This window comes from Streptomyces sp. NPDC101776, assembly GCF_044766845.1.
GTDB lineage: Bacteria > Actinomycetota > Actinomycetes > Streptomycetales > Streptomycetaceae > Streptomyces.
This window is the reverse complement of the sequence record NZ_JBIWMV010000011.1, coordinates 249,758-266,797: the sequence shown is the minus strand read 5'-3', so window position 1 is coordinate 266,797 and position 17,040 is coordinate 249,758. Positions and strand designations below refer to the sequence as shown.

At 69.8% G+C, this 17,040-nt stretch carries 17 protein-coding genes; 8 read left to right on the top strand and 9 right to left on the bottom strand.

All coding sequences use genetic code 11. The features are described from left to right. Nucleotides 1–36 precede the first annotated feature (36 nt). Together ACIRRY_RS30920 and ACIRRY_RS30915 are read left to right on the top strand one after the other, a co-directional pair. Nucleotides 37–1,014, top strand: coding sequence for an endonuclease/exonuclease/phosphatase family protein (locus ACIRRY_RS30920; protein WP_403978912.1), 978 nt, complete (start codon nucleotides 37–39; stop codon nucleotides 1,012–1,014). A gap of 39 nt (nucleotides 1,015–1,053) precedes the next feature. Then, a complete protein-coding gene (locus ACIRRY_RS30915; RefSeq protein ID WP_403978910.1) occupies nucleotides 1,054–2,433 on the top strand; it encodes a hypothetical protein in 1,380 nt (459 codons plus the stop codon). A 90-nt stretch (nucleotides 2,434–2,523) separates the two neighbouring features. Here the strand turns inward: ACIRRY_RS30915 and ACIRRY_RS30910 are convergent, their stop codons facing one another. Together ACIRRY_RS30910 and ACIRRY_RS30905 are read right to left on the bottom strand one after the other, a co-directional pair. Continuing rightward, a complete protein-coding gene (locus ACIRRY_RS30910) occupies nucleotides 2,524–3,309 on the bottom strand; it encodes a S1 family peptidase (protein ID WP_403978907.1) in 786 nt (261 codons plus the stop codon). A 318-nt stretch (nucleotides 3,310–3,627) separates the two neighbouring features. Continuing rightward, nucleotides 3,628–4,059, bottom strand: a complete 432-nt coding sequence (locus tag ACIRRY_RS30905; protein WP_403978904.1) for a MarR family winged helix-turn-helix transcriptional regulator — start codon at nucleotides 4,057–4,059, stop codon at nucleotides 3,628–3,630. A gap of 61 nt (nucleotides 4,060–4,120) precedes the next feature. On the opposite strand from ACIRRY_RS30905, the gene ACIRRY_RS30900 reads away from it, so the two are divergent. Then, on the top strand, nucleotides 4,121–5,197 hold the full coding sequence (locus ACIRRY_RS30900) for an FUSC family protein (RefSeq protein WP_403978901.1): 1,077 nt from the start codon (nucleotides 4,121–4,123) through the stop codon (nucleotides 5,195–5,197). On the opposite strand, the gene ACIRRY_RS30895 is transcribed toward ACIRRY_RS30900, so the two are convergent. Both ACIRRY_RS30895 and ACIRRY_RS30890 read right to left on the bottom strand, forming a co-directional pair. Then, the gene (locus ACIRRY_RS30895; protein ID WP_403978899.1) at nucleotides 5,155–5,832 is read right to left on the bottom strand and encodes a response regulator; all 678 of its coding nucleotides are present in this window, start codon (nucleotides 5,830–5,832) and stop codon (nucleotides 5,155–5,157) included. The genes ACIRRY_RS30900 and ACIRRY_RS30895 overlap by 43 nt on opposite strands. Further along, a complete protein-coding gene (locus tag ACIRRY_RS30890) occupies nucleotides 5,829–6,965 on the bottom strand; it encodes a sensor histidine kinase (RefSeq protein ID WP_403979082.1) in 1,137 nt (378 codons plus the stop codon). Before ACIRRY_RS30890 ends, ACIRRY_RS30895 begins: the two co-directional genes overlap by 4 nt. A gap of 107 nt (nucleotides 6,966–7,072) precedes the next feature. On the opposite strand from ACIRRY_RS30890, the gene ACIRRY_RS30885 reads away from it, so the two are divergent. The 3 genes from ACIRRY_RS30885 to ACIRRY_RS30875 are packed head-to-tail and all read left to right on the top strand — an operon-like array spanning nucleotide 7,073 to nucleotide 10,280. Beyond that, nucleotides 7,073–8,023 carry an ABC transporter ATP-binding protein gene (locus ACIRRY_RS30885; RefSeq protein WP_403978896.1) on the top strand — a complete coding sequence of 317 codons (951 nt, stop codon included), beginning with the start codon at nucleotides 7,073–7,075 and terminating at the stop codon, nucleotides 8,021–8,023. Continuing rightward, on the top strand, nucleotides 8,020–9,561 hold the full coding sequence (locus tag ACIRRY_RS30880; RefSeq protein WP_403978894.1) for a hypothetical protein: 1,542 nt from the start codon (nucleotides 8,020–8,022) through the stop codon (nucleotides 9,559–9,561). Before ACIRRY_RS30885 ends, ACIRRY_RS30880 begins: the two co-directional genes overlap by 4 nt. After that, complete coding sequence (locus tag ACIRRY_RS30875) at nucleotides 9,558–10,280, top strand: ABC transporter permease subunit (protein WP_403978892.1); 723 nt, start codon at nucleotides 9,558–9,560, stop codon at nucleotides 10,278–10,280. The genes ACIRRY_RS30880 and ACIRRY_RS30875 overlap by 4 nt, the downstream gene beginning before the upstream one ends. Here the strand turns inward: ACIRRY_RS30875 and ACIRRY_RS30870 are convergent. Together ACIRRY_RS30870 and ACIRRY_RS30865 are read right to left on the bottom strand one after the other, a co-directional pair. Beyond that, on the bottom strand, nucleotides 10,261–10,542 hold the full coding sequence (locus tag ACIRRY_RS30870; protein ID WP_403978889.1) for a DUF397 domain-containing protein: 282 nt from the start codon (nucleotides 10,540–10,542) through the stop codon (nucleotides 10,261–10,263). The two genes, ACIRRY_RS30875 and ACIRRY_RS30870, sit on opposite strands and share 20 nt — an antisense overlap. Next, nucleotides 10,539–11,360 carry a helix-turn-helix domain-containing protein gene (locus ACIRRY_RS30865; RefSeq protein WP_403978886.1) on the bottom strand — a complete coding sequence of 274 codons (822 nt, stop codon included), beginning with the start codon at nucleotides 11,358–11,360 and terminating at the stop codon, nucleotides 10,539–10,541. Before ACIRRY_RS30865 ends, ACIRRY_RS30870 begins: the two co-directional genes overlap by 4 nt. 112 nt (nucleotides 11,361–11,472) lie before the next feature. Between ACIRRY_RS30865 and ACIRRY_RS30860 the strand changes: the two genes are divergently transcribed. Beyond that, the gene (locus ACIRRY_RS30860) at nucleotides 11,473–11,892 is read left to right on the top strand and encodes an ATP-binding protein (RefSeq protein ID WP_403978883.1); all 420 of its coding nucleotides are present in this window, start codon (nucleotides 11,473–11,475) and stop codon (nucleotides 11,890–11,892) included. Here the strand turns inward: ACIRRY_RS30860 and ACIRRY_RS30855 are convergent. Beyond that, the gene (locus tag ACIRRY_RS30855; protein ID WP_403978880.1) at nucleotides 11,883–13,133 is read right to left on the bottom strand and encodes a tetratricopeptide repeat protein; all 1,251 of its coding nucleotides are present in this window, start codon (nucleotides 13,131–13,133) and stop codon (nucleotides 11,883–11,885) included. The two genes, ACIRRY_RS30860 and ACIRRY_RS30855, sit on opposite strands and share 10 nt — an antisense overlap. After that, nucleotides 13,102–14,136 carry an NB-ARC domain-containing protein gene (locus tag ACIRRY_RS30850; RefSeq protein ID WP_403978878.1) on the bottom strand — a complete coding sequence of 345 codons (1,035 nt, stop codon included), beginning with the start codon at nucleotides 14,134–14,136 and terminating at the stop codon, nucleotides 13,102–13,104. Before ACIRRY_RS30850 ends, ACIRRY_RS30855 begins: the two co-directional genes overlap by 32 nt. 154 nt (nucleotides 14,137–14,290) lie before the next feature. On the opposite strand from ACIRRY_RS30850, the gene ACIRRY_RS30845 reads away from it, so the two are divergent. Beyond that, the gene (locus ACIRRY_RS30845; RefSeq protein WP_403978875.1) at nucleotides 14,291–15,790 is read left to right on the top strand and encodes an ATP-binding protein; all 1,500 of its coding nucleotides are present in this window, start codon (nucleotides 14,291–14,293) and stop codon (nucleotides 15,788–15,790) included. A 36-nt stretch (nucleotides 15,791–15,826) separates the two neighbouring features. Here the strand turns inward: ACIRRY_RS30845 and ACIRRY_RS30840 are convergent, their stop codons facing one another. Then, nucleotides 15,827–17,032, bottom strand: a complete 1,206-nt coding sequence (locus tag ACIRRY_RS30840) for an MFS transporter (RefSeq protein ID WP_403978873.1) — start codon at nucleotides 17,030–17,032, stop codon at nucleotides 15,827–15,829. Between the last annotated feature and the right edge of the window lie 8 nt (nucleotides 17,033–17,040).

The window sequence follows — 17,040 nt, the reverse complement described above, 5'->3', positions numbered from 1 at the left end:
CGGGCCGACAACACCGGGCCGCCTTGACTGCCCGGCATGACATGGATCGCTCCTTGGAAACGCGGCCCGGTGCTCGCCGCCCTCGCCCTGCTGCTCGGTCTGGTCCTGCTGCTGCACGCCTGGATCCCGAACGTCGGGGGCGCCGGCAGCCTGGTCGAGAACCTCCTGCCGTGGCTCGGGGTGGGCGTCCCGGTGCTGCTTGCCGGAGCGTGCCGGCGCCGCTCCGCCTCGGCGGCGCTCGCGCTGGTGCTGCCGCTCGCGGCGTGGCTGAGCCTCTTCGGCGGGCTGCTCCAGGACAAGTCCCACCCGGGCGGCGACCTCACCGCCGTCAGCCACAACGTCGGCGCCGACAACCACGACCCGACCGGCACCGCCCGCCAACTCGCCTCCTGCGGCGCCGACTTGCTGGCACTGGAGGAGCTGACCCCGCAGGCCACGGGCACGTACGAGAGGGCGCTGGCGAAGGCGTACCCGTACCGCGCGGTGCTGGGCACCGTCGGGCTGTGGAGCAGGTTCCCGCTGTCGGACACCCGTCCCGTCGACGTCGTACGCGACGATGTCGGACCGCTGGCGAGGACCCGCCCGGTCGACCACGGACAGGACGAGGTGCGGGCGCTGCGCACCACGGCCGCCACCGACCACGGGCCGCTCGCGGTCTACGTGGCGCACCTCGGGTCGGTCCGGGTGCTGCCCAGCAGCGGCTTCTGGACGATCTCCCGCGACTTCGGCGCCCGCGCCCTCGCCAAGGCTGTCGCCGCCGAGCCGAACGGGCGGGTGGTGCTGCTCGGTGACCTGAACGGCACCACGGACGACCGCGCCTTCCACGCCCTGACCACCCGCCTGCGCTCGGCCCAGGACACGGCAGGGAACGGCTTCGGCTTCACCTGGCCCGCGTCCTTCCCGATCGCGCGCATCGACCAGATTCTGGTACGGGGGGTGCGGGCGCGGAGTGCGTGGGTGCTGCCGGAGACGGGCAGCGACCACCTGCCGGTGGCGGCCCGGATCGCTTGGTGAGCACCGGCCGAGGGGACCAACCTCCGGTAGCGTCGAACCATGAAGGTCGTGAAGGTCACGCAGGTCGTGAAGACCGGGATCCGAAGCCTCCCGGTGCTGTTCCTGGCCCTGCTGCTCGCCGCCCTGAGCATGGCGTCCCCGGCCGCCGCGGACACGGGCGTCTCGGCGATCGCCCAGGCCCTGCGCAAGGGCCCGGTCCACGTCGATCCGGGGGCGAGCGGGCAGCTGTCCACGGCGGACGCCGACGCGCTGACCAAGAAGATCAAGGACGCCGACAAACCGGTCTTCGTCGCGGTCCTCCCCGCCGACTACCCGACGGCGAACCTCTTCACGAACCTCCGCACCGCGACCGGCATCACCGGCCTGTACGCGATCCGCCTCGGCGACCGTTTCGACGCCCGCGCCGACTCCCGGGTCCTGTCGAACGCGGCCGTGAAGAACCTGGTCAGCAGCGTGCAGGGCGAGGACGCGAAGGCCCAGCTCGACGACTTCACCGACCGCGCGCTCGCCGCGATGGGCGGCTCGGCGCCCGCGTCCTGGGGCGGCTCCTCGGACGGCGGCGGGGGAGTCTCCGGTACCGCGCTGATCGTCGCGGGCGGGGTCCTGGTGGCCGGTGGCGCGGGGGCGTACACCCTCGTACGACGCTCCCGGCGCCGCAGGCTGGAGGAGCAGCGGGCCGCGCTGGACAAGCTGCGGGTGGTGGTCGACGAGGACATCACGGCGTTCGGCGAGGAACTGGACCGCCTCGAATTCCACCCGGCCGAACCGGGCGCCGACGACGCGATGCGCGCCGACTACGAACGCGCCCTCGACGCCTACGAGCAGGCGAAGTCGTACATGGCGGCGGCCACGAAACCGGAGGACGTCCGTTCCGTCACCCAGGCTTTGGAGGACGGCCGCTTCTCGCTCGCGCAGCTCGCCGCCCGCCGCGAGGGCCGCCCGCTGCCGGAGCGCCGCGCCCCCTGCTTCTTCGACCCGCGCCACGGCCCCTCGGTCGCCGACGCCACCTGGACCCCGGCCGGCGGCGCACCCCGCGAGGTCCCGGTCTGCGCGGCCGACCAGGCCCGCCTCGCCGACGGCCGGGACCCGATGATCCGCGAGGTCGACACCGACTACGGCCGCCGCCCGTACTGGGACGCCGGCCCGGCCTACGGCCCCTGGGCCGGCGGCTACTTCGGCGGCGGCCTCCTCCCCGGCCTCCTCGTCGGCACGGTCCTCGGCAGCATGATGGCCACCCCGTCCTACGCGTCCGACTACGGCACCGGCTACGGCGACTTCGGCAGCGGCGGTTACGACGGCGGCGATGTGTCCGGCGCGAACTTCGACTCCGGGGACTTCGGCGGCGACTTCGGTGGGGGAGGGGACTTCGGAGGGGGCGGAGACGGCGGTGGCGGCGGGGACTTCGGCGGCGGGTTCTGAGCGAGCTGTGGGGGGCGAGCTGTGTGTGGGGGGCGAGAAACACGGGCCCGGCGCGCATGTGGCGCCGGGCCCGCGGAAGAAGGACGTACGTCAGAGCGAAGCCGCCGCCGACGCGATCGCGGAGGCGAACGTGGACACCTCGCTGTACACGCCAGGCGCGTTCGCGCGGGCGCACCCTATGCCCCAGCTGACGATGCCGACCTGGATCCAGGCGTTGGCGCTGTCCCGGCGGAACATCGGACCACCCGAGTCACCCTGACAGGTGTCGACCCCGCCGGCCGTGTACCCGGCGCAGATCTCGTCACTGGCGACGAGTCCGCTGTACCCGCTGTAGGACCGGCAGGTGGCGTCACTGACGAACGGCACGGTGGCCTTGCGCAGATACCGCTGCTGGGCCCCGCCCTCACTGGCCGAACCCCACCCGGCGATGGTGAAGGTCCCGGTGTTGTACTGCGTGGTCGTGGCGATCTTCAGCGTCGGCACGGTGGTGATGGGCGAGGCGAGCTTGATGAGCGCCCAGTCCTTGCCGTTCCCGTTGTAACCGGGCGCCCGGTACACGTACGTCGACTTCACCTGGACCCGCCCGGTGGTGGACTGGAGGTCCACCACACCCGCGGTGGCGGTGATGCTGGTGTTGGCCCCGGTCCCGCTCACGCAGTGCGCGGCGGTGAGCACGATCTGCTGGGTGTAGAGCGCACCACCACAGCCCATCGAGAGCCGGACCATGAACGGGAACTCGCCCTGCGTGGCGGTGGTTCCGCCGACGACGGGCGTGGGGGCGGCCTGTGCGGCCGAGACGGGCTGAAGGGAGGCGATCGCGAGAGCGGCGGCGCCGACGGCCGCGCATCTCTTGAGGGCTGTGAGGAGCTTCTTCAACGTGATGCCTTCCGTGGGGGGTGGGAATGGCGCGCACATGTCAATCCAGGGCATCAAAGAAATGCCCAATTTCTGACATGGGCTGGTCAAATCTGTTGAAGGATTATGGGAACCCTGTGAACGTCCGCACAAGTGGCGTATTTCAGCCATCGGCCGGCCGCTCGTAGGGGTGCGGGGCCTTCGGCGGCGGTTCCTGACGGTGCGGTGGCGGGACCTGCCAACTCCGCCCAGAGCAACCGCCTTAAGGGGCGCGGGGCTGTATTCGATTTGCGGCTACCGCCGCGTGGGCGCGACCAGCCCCCACCGCCCCGCACCCGATCAACGACCCGCCAGCCGCTCCATGATCTCCCCCGCCAACTCCAACACCCCCCGCTCCGTCGCGCTCAAAGACCCCAGCGCCCCCGCCAACCACACATCCCGCTCACCCATGTCCCGGTCCAACGCCCGCCTCCCCGCCGCCGTGAGCGCGAGCACGGACCGCCGCCGATCCGCCGCACTAGGTTCACGCGAGATCAACCCCGCCGCCTCCAACTCGGAGAAGGCCCGGGTCAATGACTGAGGCCGCTGCCGCTCGGCCACCGCGACCTCACCGGGCGTAGCCGCACCATGCCGATGCAGATGCCCCAGCACGATCAACTGGTTCGGGCTGAACGCGCCCTCGCCCCGCTCCTGTCGCAACCGCCGGTTCAGCCGCACGACACCGCGACGGATCCGGGCGGCTTCGGAGAGATGGTCCACGCGATGATCCATGTCGGATATCGTACGCACTTCCTTACTATTCCTGCTCCACTGTGCCAGCTACTGTGGGCCAGTGACCGCCAAACTGATACGCAACGCGTACGAAGCGGCTCTGACGATGACCGCCGTGCTGCTCTGCTGGGGCACCGCCCTCTGGCTGGAGCGCACCGCCGGCCTCCACACCGACGTACTGGTCCTCGCGGTCGCCCTGACCCTCACCCTCGCCTCCACCCAGCGCACCGCCGACACCCGCCGCCGACTCACCGCGCTCGTCCTGCTGCCGGTCACCGCCGGCGCCTCGATCTTCGTCGGCCGGCTGATCGCCTCCCACTACACGCTCGGCGCCGCCGTCTACACGGCGGGCATGGCGCTGGCCATCTGGATCCGCCGCTACGGCCCCGCCGCCACGAAGGCCGGCACCCTGCTGGCCCTCCCGCTGGTGACCCTCCTCGTCGTACCGGGCCCGGCGTTGCCGGCCAAGGCGCAGAGCGGGCTGCTCACTTGGGGCTGGTCGGCGCTGGTAGGGGCGCTCGCGTGCGGCACGGTATGGCTGGTGCAGGGGCTGGGGGACCGCTTCGGCCCCGAGCCCTGGCGGGCCGAACCCACCGCCGGACCACCACCGCGCCGCTCCCGCCTCCACCCCCGCCCGAGCACCCGCATGGCGCTCCAGATGGCGACCGGGATCGCCGCCGCCTTCATCGTCGGACGGCTGTTCTTCGACGACCACTGGCCGTGGGTGGTCCTCACCGCGTACGTCGCCGCGAGCGGCAACCGGGGCCGAACGGACGTACTGCGCAAGGGAGTCGAGCGCCTGGCCGGAGCCACGGTCGGCACCCTGCTGGCGACGGGTGTCGCGGCGATCGGGGTCACCGGCGACACCTCAGTGGCGCTGATGTTCGCCGTCCTCGCGGTCGCGCTGTGGCTGCGCCCCCTCAACTACGCCTACTGGGCGGCCGGGATGACCTGCGCCCTGTCCCTCCTCCTCGGCTACTTCGGCCAGGACGCGCCGCACCTCCTGCCGACCCGGCTCGAAGGGATCGCGGTCGGCGCGGTGTTGTCGGTGGTGTCGGCATGGTGGCTGCTGCCGGTCCCGCGCGCCCGCCGCCGTCAGCCGGTTCCTGTCCCCGGCACGACCAGCCCCGTCTCGTAGGCCGTCACCACGGCCTGCGTACGGTCCCGCAGTCCCAGTTTGGACAGGATGCGGCTGACATGGGTCTTCACGGTCTCCTCGCCGACGTGCAGACGGAGGGCCAGCTCGGGGTTGGACAGACCCTGCGCGAGCAGCCGCAGGACGTCGGTCTCGCGCGGGGTGAGGGCGTCAAGTGCCGTGTGCGCGAGGCCGGTTCGGGGACGCTGCCGGGCGAACTCGGCGATCAGCCGGCGCGTGATGCCGGGCGCGAGCAGCGCCTCACCGGCCGCCACGACCCGCACCGCGTCGAAGAGCCGCTCCGCCGTCACGTCCTTTAGCAGGAACCCGCTGGCCCCGGCGGCGAGCGCGTCGTAGACATGCTCGTCGAGGTCGAAGGTGGTCAGGATCAACACCCTTGGTACGTCAGGAGTGTTCTGGAGTCGCGCGGTGGCCTCGATGCCGTCCATGACCGGCATGCGTACGTCCATCAGCACCACGTCGGGCGACTCCGCCCGGCAGACGCGCACCGCCTCGGCGCCGTCGCCCGCCGTGCCGACGACCGTGAAGTCCCCCTGGGTGGCGAGGAGTCCGGCGTAGCCGACGCGGACGAGCTCGTGGTCGTCGGCGACGACGATACGGATGGGCGTGCCGCTCATGGCAGAACCGCCTCAGCTCGGACGGGAAGCCGTGCCTCGACCAGGAAACCGCCGCCGGGAGCCGCCCCGGTGCGCAGAGTCCCGCCGACCGTCGCGGCCCGCTCACGCATGCCGAGCAGACCGTGACCGGAGGGGGCGGCGGCCGTGGGCCCCGGCCCGTTGTCGCGCACCCGCACCGCCAAGTCCTGCTCGTTGTAACGGAGTTCTACGTCCACGGCGGCACCCGGCGCGTGCCGGCGGGCGTTGGTGAGGGCCTCCTGGACGATCCGGTACGCCGTGACCTCGATACCGGGGTCGAGCGCGGTGACGGGCCCGCTGACGATGAGCCGGGTGCGGGAACCGGCCGCGTCGCGCGACTCGTCGACCAGGTCGATGAGTTGGCCGAGGCCGGGCTGGGGGCGCCGCTGGACCCCTGTGTCGGCGTCCTCCCGCAGGACGCCGAGCAGGCGCCGCATCTCGGTGAGGGCGGTGCGCGCGGTGTCGCCGATGGCGAGGAAACGGTCGGCGCCCTCCGGCGGCAGGCCGCGCGTGGTCAGTCGGCCGGTCTCCGCCTGGACCGCGATCATCGAGATGTGGTGCGCGACGACATCGTGCAACTCCCGGGCGATACGCGCCCGTTCACCCCGGGCGGCGTGTTCGAGGAGGGTGTCCGCGAAGGCCTGTTCCGTGGCGCTGTGGGCCAGGGCGGTGCTGCGCACGTGGTGGGCGATGCCGGTGGCCGCGGCGGCGGAGGCGAGGGTCGCGACGAGGACGGCGACGATCCTGGTCGGTTCCTCGTGGCTGCCGAGCGCGATCACGACGTAGGGGAGGACGAGCAGTCCGCCGAGGCGGGTGGCTCCGGCGCGGCCCAGGACGTACACGCACACCAGTTGGGCCACGACCCCGCCGACGGTGAGGATGCCGAAGGGCACCAGGGACAGCACGCAGGCGGTACTGACCGCGACGGCGGTACCGCTGCGCGCGGGGCCGGCGGATCCCAGGACGAGGGCGAGGGGAAGGGTGGAAGCGAGGGTGAGCAGCAGGAGGACGGCGAACCCGCCGCCCAAGTCGGGTCTGCGGAGCAGCACTTCGGAGACCGAGAGAACACCCAGGACACCTGGGACGACGAGGTTCCCCGACCCACTCCTCTCCACAGCCACCCCCTCATTGTGCCGACCCCCGTCCGGCCCGGCGTCCCCCGCGTGAGGGACCTCCCAGGTGTGACGACGTACGGCACCGGCCGCCCCTAGCCTCCCTCACCATGAGCCACGCAACCGACGCAACCATCGAAGTCCGCGAGCTGCGCAAGCGGTTCGGCCGGACGCTCGCGGTCGACGGACTGTCCTTCACGGTCGCGCCCGGCACGGTGACCGGCTTCGTCGGTCCCAACGGCGCGGGCAAGTCCACCACCATGCGCTCCCTCCTCGGCCTGGACACCCCCGACGAGGGCCGGGCCCTGATCGGCGGCCGTCCCTACCACGCCCTGCGCACCCCGCTGTTGGAGGTCGGCGCCCTCCTGGACGCCGCCGCCCTGCACCCCGCCCGCCGGGGCCGCGACCATCTGCGCTGGCTGGCCCACTCCCACGGCCTCCCGATGCGCCGCGTGGACGAGGTCCTCGAACAGGTCGGCATGGAGCAGGCGTCCCGGCGCCGGGCGGGCGGCTACTCCCTCGGTATGCGCCAACGCCTGGGCATGGCAGCCGCGTTGCTGGGCGACCCACCGGTGCTGCTCCTCGACGAACCGGTCAACGGCCTTGATCCCGAGGGCATTCAGTGGATCCGGGGCCTCCTGCGCCACCTGGCCTCGGAGGGCCGCGCGATCCTCGTCTCCAGCCATCTGATGAGCGAACTCGAAGACACCGCCGACCACTTGGTGGTGATCGGCCGGGGCCGCCTGATCGCCGACACGGCGGTGGCCGACCTCCTCGCGGCGGCCTCCGGCGACCGGGTACGGCTGCGCACGAGCAGTCGTACGGAGGCGATGGAACTCCTGGCCAGGGAGGGCGGCACGGTGGCAGTCGTCGACCGCGATCTGCTCACCGTCACCGGCCTGCCCGCCGAACGGATCGTGGAGCTGCTCGCCGCGTCCCGGGTGCCGTTCGCCGAAGTGGGCGCGCACCGGGCGTCGTTGGAGGAGGCGTACATGGAACTGACAAGGGACGCGGTCGAGTTCACGTCGACGCCCGCCGAGCCGGACGAGGTGACCCGATGACGACTCCCACGAAGACTCGCCCGCCGTACCGCTCGTCCCTCCACCCGGCGCGGGCCGGCTTCGGCCGCCTGTTGCTCGCTGAGTGGACGAAGTTCTGGACGGTCAGGGCCTGGTTGCTGGTACTGGCGGTGGCGGCCGTGGTGACGGTCGTGATCTCGCAGATGGGCGCGAGTGGTTCCAGCACGGGTGGCGGCCCCCCTGTGGTGATCGGCCCGGGCGGCGAGGTGGTCAACGACGCCTTCCGTTTCACCCACCGCTCGCTGACCGGCGACGGCACGATCACGGTCCGGGTGACCGGCTTGAGGAACACCGAGGGCAAGGCGGCACTGGAGCCGTGGGCGAAGGCCGGGATCATCGTCAAGTCGAGCCTGAAGCAGGGTTCTTCGTACGCGGCGGTGGTGGCGACTCCGGACCATGGCGTCCGTATGCAGTGGAACTTCACCCATGACACGGCGGGCCCGAGCAGCGACCTGGCTACGGCGCCGCAGTGGCTCAGGTTGAAAAGGCTGGGGTCTGGACTAACCGGCTATGCGTCGGTAGACGGTGAGAAGTGGACCCGGCTTGGGGAGGTGGGGGTTGGGGGGCTGGGGCGGACGGTTCAGGTGGGGCTGGTGCTGGGGACTCCCGCGCATGATGTGGTGCAGCGTTCTTTCGGCGGCACGAGCGAGCGGGCGGGCCACGGCACGGTCACCGGAACCTTCGACCACCTCACCCTCCAGGGCGAGTCGACCGACACCGCCTGGGCGAGCACGGACATCGGCGCCCCAGACGCCGACGCCCCGAACGCCGGGGACACGCCGGGGACCAGCACCCAGATCTCCGCGACCGGCACGTACACCCTCACCGGCTCGGGCGACATCGCCCCCGAGGAGAACAGCCCCGACCTGGTCCAGATGGGCTTCCAGGGAGTCTTCGTGGGCCTCCTGTTCATGGTCGCCCTGGGCACGCTCTTCGTGACGACCGAATACAAACGGGGCCTGATCCGTACGACGTTCACGGCGACCCCGTCCCGCCTGAAGGTACTGGCGGCGAAGACAACGGTGATAGCGGCCATCACCTTCACAACAGGCCTGCTGGCAACGGCAGTTGGCTACACCCTGGCCCAACGCACCCTGCACGCCAACGGCTTCAAGCCCCCCGAGTTCCCGGACCTGTCCCTCCTGGAGAACCCGTCCCTGAGGGCGGTCGTGGGCAGCGCGGCACTCCTGTCCCTGGTCGCGGTCCTGGCCCTGTCCCTGGGAGTGGTCCTGCGCAACAGCGCCGGCGCGATAGCGACGGTGGTGGTCCTGGTGATCCTCCCGCAGATCCTCTCCTTCGCCTTCCCGCTCCCGGCGGCGCAATGGCTCCTACGAGTGACTCCCGCGGCGGCCTTCGCGATCCAGCAGGGCAAGACGTACTACCCCCAGGTCGCGCACAACTGCCTTCCGGAGAGCGGCTGTTACCCCCTCTCCCCGTACAACGGCCTGGCGGTCCTGGTGGCCTACACGCTGGCGGCCCTGCTGCTGGCGGCCTGGACGGTAAGGAGGCGGGACGCGTGAGGTGGCTGGGTTCCCTGCACGCCGAGTGGACCAAACTCCGTACGCTGCCCAGCACTTGGTGGCTACTGGCGGCAACGGTCGTCCTGACGGCGGCGATCGGCGCGGCGGCGGCCTCGTCGGTGACGACCCGTATCTGCCCGTCCCCGTGCCACGCCCCGAACACGGTCAAACTGAGCCTCAGCGGCATCCAGTTGAGCCAGGCGATCTGCCTGGTCCTGGGCACGCTGTCGATCGGCGGGGAGTACGCGACCGGCACGATCCGTACGACGCTCACGGCGATGCCGGGGAGGTGGCGGGTCCTCGCGTCGAAGGCGGCGACGTTGTCAGCCCTCACGGCGGTGGCGGGAGCACTGGCGGTGCTGTCCGCCCTGGCCCTGGCCCGCCTGATCCTCCCGACCCCACCGAACACCGACGCGTCGCTCCGCGCGGCGGGCGGCTCGATCCTCGTCCTGGTCCTGGTGACACTCCTGGGCCTGTCCCTGGCGACCCTGCTCCGCGACACGAGCGGTGCGATCACTCTTGGCCTGGGCGTCCTCTACGTCGTCCCGCTCCTGTCCCAGCTCCTCAACTCCCCGACCTGGCGCCACCGTTTGCAGCACTGGGGCCCTATGCCGACGAGTCTGCCGACCGATCTCTGGCCGGGGTTGGGGGTGCTGGCGGCGTACGCGGTGGGGTTGTTGGTGGTCGGGGGAGCGGCGTTCAGACTGCGGGACGCGTGACGGCGACGGTGCCGAGGAACGTGGTCCAAGTGCCGGGGGTGACGGTGAGGATGGGACCGGCGGTGACCTTGGAGTCACGGACGTGGATGGCGGAGGGGTGGGCGGCGACCTCGATGCAGTTGCCGCCCTCGCTGCTGCTGTAGCTGGACTTCCGCCAGGCGTAGGCGACTTCGATGCAGTTGCCGCCTTCATTGCTGCTGTAGCTGGACTTGAACCACGCAAGGTTGTCCGAGAACAGGGGCTGCCGTGCTGCGGTGTTCATGACTCTCCTAGCAGTCTTTCCAGGATGCGGGCACTCTCTTCAGGCGAGAGCGCCTGTGACCGCAGCATTCCATACTTCAGTTGGTAGACGCTGACCTCATGGGGATCGTCCACCAGGAAACTCGCGCGCTGTACCTCCAGGTAGACCGCGTGCTCGTGGGCGGGTGTCTCCAGAATCAACATGGGCCCCGCGAGACCGGCGTGCGGTACACGGCCCATGGGCATGATCTGGATGCCTACGTGAATGAGGTCGCAGGCCTCACGCACTTTGCGGATCTGCTCCCGCATCACATCCGGGCCGCCGAGAGCCGTGCGCAGGATCGACTCCTCGAAGATGAAGTGGCCGAACGGCGGTTGCTTGCGCTGCCAGATCTTCTGCCTCTCCATCCGCGAGGACACCCATTGCTCCTCCGTCTCGTCCTCGAAGCGTGGGAACCGGCTCGCGAATGACGCGCGGCAGTAGTCCTCTGTCTGTAGCAGCCCGGGAATCATCTGGGTCTCGTAGGACAGGATGCTGACGGCAGTCTCCTCAATGTCGGCGAGTCCCTGCGCAAACGCCGGCATCCGCTCCCGCACCGGCAACTTCTCCACCAGCGCGAACAACACCCCACCCGTACCCAGCAGTTCATCGAACTGGATGGCCCGGTCGTCCTGTAGCGCAAGCCGCCCCTGCTCAATGGACCTGAGGGTGTCGATGTGTACCTTCGCGCGCTCCGCGAACTGCTCCTGTGTCAGCCCCGCCCTCTTCCGGAAGTGGGCGACCAGCCCGCCGACCGCCTGCCAAGTACCGACCTTCTTGGGCCTCTTCGCCGATTGCATGCGTGTCCCTTTCCCCCGCGCACACCCGAAGTCGTCGTAGTGGGGTCGTAGAGAAACGAAATACGACCTCACTCACTGACCCACGATAGTGACTGCCTGTGACAGTGGCCCCATGAACGAACAACTCCAACAAGCCCACACGCGCGAGGCGTTCTACCGCCGCGACCGCCGCTCCGTCGCGCTGGCCCGCACGTTCGCCCGCGACACCCTCACGGACTGGGGCATCACCGACCGGGTCGACGATGTGCTGCTCTGCGTAAGCGAGTTGGCGACCAACGCGATCCTGCACGGCGCACCGCCGGGCCGGGGCTACGCCCTCCGTCTGTGCGGCCACCGCGACGCAGTCCTCCGCGTCGAGGTCCGCGACAGCGGCACGGGCGACCTCCGCAAGGTCAACACCCCGTACCGGGACCTTGATGCGGACAGCGGGCGCGGCCTGCTGCTGGTGTCGGTGGTCGCGGACAAGTGGGGGGTGGGGGAGCGGGCGCCGGGGAAGGCGGTGTGGTGCGAGTTCGTGGTGGGTCAGGGCTGAGCGTTCAGGATCACGGTGATGTTGTGCTCGGCGATGGCGATGTGGTGGTCGTCGCCGCATGCGCGGAAGAGACTGAGTGCTTGGCGGGCGGCCAACAGAGCCTCCTCGATGCGGTGGAGGCCGAGTAACGCCATGCCCATGTTGCCCCAGGCCGAGGCCTCCGTATGGCGGTCGCCGAGAAATGCGCACCAGTCCCGAGCTCGGGTGTGAGCTGCGACAGCTTCGTCGAGCCGCCCGAGGGCGGTCCAGGTAAGCCCCAGATTGTTCCAGACCACGCCTCGGACGTGCCAGTTGCCGAGTTCGGCACAGAGTCCCAGGGCAAGAGTCAGGGCGGCGGCGGACTCTTCTTGGCGGCCCAGTTTCCGCAGAACGAGCCCAAGTGAGTTCCTGACTCCTGCCTCACTCGCTCTGTCACCGAGTTCCACGTGGGTTGCGAGGGCTTCTTCGAGGGCGATGCGTGCCTGCTCTGAATGGCCCCAGATATTCAGTACAGCGCCGTGATTGGCGCGCACGGTGGCTGCTTGTTGACGCAGGCCCAGTTCGGCATGTAGCCGTGCACTGTGGGTGTAGGCGTCGATTGCTTCGTCATGTCGCCATAGTGCGCGAAGCGTGAGCCCGAGATTGTTCCACACATGGGCCTGTCCATGACGTTCGCCGAGTTGCTCGTAAAGGTCGAGTGCTCGTCCGTGGGCGGCCGTAGCCTCGTCGAATCGCCGCAACTCATGCAAGGCGCTGCCCAGTTGGGCGTGAGCCCTGGCTTCGGCCCCAGTGTTGCCGACTTTGCGGGCGGTGAGACACGCAGCCTCGGTCAGAGCAGCCCAGTCGTCGAAAGCCCGTCGATGACTGAGGTAACTGTCCAGGGCGAGGCCAAACCACAGAGCGCCCTCGGCCAATGCTTCGTCCTCGGTATCGGTCCACCGAGCAGCGACCAGCAGCCCCGCGCGCTCGGAGTCGAGCCATTTCAGGGCGTGATCGCGTCCACTGAAGGACGCGTGGGCTATGTCATCGGGGCACCGCTCGACATGAGCGTTGGCTGAGAGGACGGCCTGGAGGTAGTAGCTCAACAATCGCAGTTGTGCTTCGGTCGCCTCGTCGCGTAGGCCGGGCCCTTCCGTGACGACACTGCGGGCGTAGACCCGTACGAGGTCATGCATCACCCAGCGCCCGCCGCCAGGGAACGCGGTGAGGAGCGAGGCAGCGATCAGTTCGTCAAGCAGCGGTTCCAGACTCTTCAGATCCATGGATGTCAGATTGACCGCCGACCCGACCCCGATGCTGTCCCCCGGGGGCCTGCCCCAACATCCGAAAAGCCCGAGCCAGTTCAGGCTCCAGCCGCGCATACATCACGTCGAGCACGGGTCGCAGGCTCAGATCCTTTCCATACTGATCAACGCCCTTGAACTTCAACGCCCGTACCCGATCGCTCGCGACCTGCAATTTGCTGACCACCGTTGCAATGGGCCGCTGCCGACCTCGCCGTAGCAACGCCGAGACGATCAGCAAGGCAAGTGGCAAGTGCCCACACAGCTCACCGAGTTGCTGTACAGCTTCCGGTTCCTCCGCAACTCGGCGATCACCGGGGTCGAATCGTCGCAACGACCGGTCGATCAACTCCCGTGACGCGTCAGGCGTAAGCTCGTCAACCCTGAACTGCCGTACCGGAAGCGAGTCCTGGACCTCGCGGGACGTCACCAGAACCCGATGCCCGCTCCCCTCTCCCGGCAACAGCGGAGCGATCTGCGCCGGATCAGAGGCATTGTCCAGAACCAGCAACACCGGCTCACGAGAACTCAACTCGCCCCGATACCGCGCGTACTGATCATCAGCCGTCGGCGGCAGATCCGTATCCCCCACCCCCAGCGCCCGCAACAACGCCAGCACCGCCTGATCCGCCGTCACGGGAACCTCGTCGTACCCCCGCAGATCGACGAACAGCGCACCCCCGGAAAACCACCCACGCCCCCGCGCCGCATGCGCAACGCACAACGCCAGCGCGGTCTTTCCGACGCCGCCCAGCCCCGAGACTGCGGAGATGACGACGGACTCGGAGCCACCGCCGACCCCCGGATCGAGGGCGCTCAGCAACTCCACCACCTCGTCCTCACGACCGGTGAAGACCGCGGGCGCGGCCGGCAGCGCGGACATCGCGGTGGGGGAGGGCGCCGCCCGCGGGGACTCCACCTTGCCGGTGACGGGCCCGTAGAACGTACTGCCCCGCAAATCGATGTGATCCCCGTCGTTCACTGGCCCCGCCCGCAACTCGTCCCCGGGCAGCACCGCCCACTGCCGTACCCATAGTGCCCGTCCGGCGGCCACCGTGACCGGGATCCCAGCCCGTCGTTAAGGGAAGCGTATTTCCGGGAAACGTACTTCCCTAAGACTCCGCCTGGAGGCGCCCATGCCCGGCTCTTACTCCCGCCCTCTTCTCAACCTCCCCAAACCTCCCGACATGTTCGCCCGGGACTGGGAATGGAGCGAACTCACCGCCTTCGCGGCCGACGAGGGGCCGGAGGCCACCATGGCTGTGGTCTCCGGGCGGCGCAGGCAAGGGAAATCCTTTCTGCTCGACTCCCTCGCCCGGGCCGCCGGAGGCTTCTACTTCTGCGCGTACGAGGCGACGGAGGCGGAGTCGCTGCGCCGCTTCGGAGAGGAACTGGGCCAGTACACCGGCAGCATCGCCCCCATGCGCTTCGACCGATGGGAGCAGGCCGTCGACGCGCTGCTCGCCCTGGGCAGGGACAAACCTGTCCCCGTGGTCATCGACGAGTTCCCGTACCTCGCCAGGGCCACCCCCTCCCTGCCCTCCATCGTGCAGGTCGCGTACGGCCCCCGCCGCCCCGAACGGCTGGAGTCCCGCACCCGCATTCTCCTGTGCGGCAGTTCCCTGTCCTTCATGGGCAAGCTGCTCAGCGGTACGTCACCCCTGCGAGGCCGAGCCGGTCTCGAACTCGTCGTACAGCCACTGGACTTCCGGCAGGCGGCGGCCTTCTGGGGCATTGAGCGAGACCCCCGGCTCGCTCTCCTCGTACACAGCGTCGTGGGCGGAACTCCCGCCTACCGAAGGGAGTTCGTACGTGATGACGTCCCGGCCGGCCTGGACGACTTCGACGCCTGGGTCTGCCGTACCGCGCTCTCGCCCCGCTCCCCGCTCTACCGTGAGGCCCGCTACCTCCTGGCCGACGAGTCCGACCTCCGGGACCGGGCCCTTTACCACTCCGTACTCGCGGCCCTCGCTTCCGGCAACGCCACGGCGGGCCGGATCGCCGGCTGCCTGGAGCGGCCGACCAGTGACATCACCCACCCCCTCACGGTCCTCCAGGATTGCGGGCTGGTGCGCAAGGAGACGGACGCCTTCCGCCGGAACCGGAGCGTCTACCGCGTCGGCGAACCACTGATCGCCTTCGACCACGCCATCTCCCGGCCCAAACTCCCCTTGCTGGACAGGGGGCTGGCGGATCAGGTCTGGGCGAGTTCCCGGCCCCGGTTTCTTTCCGGTGTCGTAGGACCCCACTTCGAGCAGATCTGCCGCGAGTGGGTCGCCCACTTCGCCGCTCCCGACACCTTCGGCGGCATGCCGATCGACGTCTCGTACGGGACCGTTCCGGACCAGGCGGAGCGCACCGCCCACGAGATCGATGTGGTCGTACGAGGCGCGGTGGGGCAGGACAACGGTGTACTGCTCTCCCTGGGCGAGGCCAAGTGGGATCAGGTCATGGGCATGGGACATTTGGAGCGGTTGCGTCACGCCGCCACCCTCCTCACCAGGCGTGGAGTCGAGACGTCGGCCGTACGACTCGCCTGCTACAGCGGCGCCGGATTCACCGAGGAACTGCGAGCTGCGGGGGACCGGGGAGAGGTCGTACTGGTGGATCTGGAGCGTCTCTACAGGGGTGAGTGAAACGCAATTCAACAGTCACCCGCTACAGGCAGGGCGTCAGAGTGCGTCCGCGGGCTGTGGGGTGACCGGGTGGCGACCTTCGGGGAGTCGCGCCGCAGTCGGCTCGGGGAGTCCCCGGAACAGCAGCCAACTGAACGCCGGCAACACGATGAACGGGGCCAGAGCCGTCCGCAAGGACGTCGCGTCGGCGATCGTGCCGATCAGCGGGGTGACCATGCCGCCGATGCTGACCGTCAGGCCGAGGGTGATGCCGCTGGCCGTGCCGACGCGAGTGGGGAGGTAGTCCTGGCCGAGGGTGACGTGCAGGGAGAAGGGGACGTAGAGGGTGAGGGAGGCCAGCGCCACGAAGACGTAGAACGCCGGGCCGGGGACGAACACCGTGCCCGCGATCGCCGGGATCGTCAGCACGTAGGACCAGCGGGCCACCGTCACCCGGTCCCAGCGGTTGGCGAGACTGCCGCCCACCACCGAGCCCAGCGCACCCCCGGCGTAGAGGACGAACAGCGCCGCCGTGCCGGCCGCCGTACCGCCTCCCATGCGCTGCTGGGCGTAGAGCGAGATGAACGTGCTCAGGCCGATGAACTCTATGGAGCGGAGGATCACGGAGAAGGAGAGGCGGATGAAGGACGCCTTGTCGTCCGTGCCCGCCGCGAGCGTGCCGCCGGCGGCACCCGTCTCCGGCTTTCCCAGCGCGCGCAGCACAGGCAGGCACAGCACGCTGCCGGCCAGGGCGGGGAGTACGAGCAGCGGTGACAGGCGCAGGCCGCCGCCTGCCATGACGCCGCTGACCAGGAGTGGCGCCGCGGCGAAGCCGAGGTTGCCGCCTACCGAGAACCAGCCCATCGCGCTGTGGCTGCCCCCGCTGAGCAACCGGGCGACCCGGGCGGACTCGGGGTGGTACGCGGCGACCCCGACACCGGACACGGCCACGAACACCAGGGTGAGGGGGTAGGAGCCGCTCAGGCCGCTCAGCGCTATACCGAGGCCGCCGACGACCGTGCTCACCGGCAGGATCCACGGCATCGCCCAGCGGTCGGTGAGCAGGCCGAACACCGGTTGCGCGACCGAGGAGAGCAGGGACGCGGCGAGCACGATGCCCGACACCGCGGCATAGCTGTAGGCGCGCTCGGCGACGAAGAACGGGATGAGCGCGGCGACCGCGCCCTGGTAGATGTCCACACAGGCATGGCCGATCGCCAGCAAGGTGATCGCCTTGTTCCGGGACGCGTTGATGCTTGGCATAGCGACAT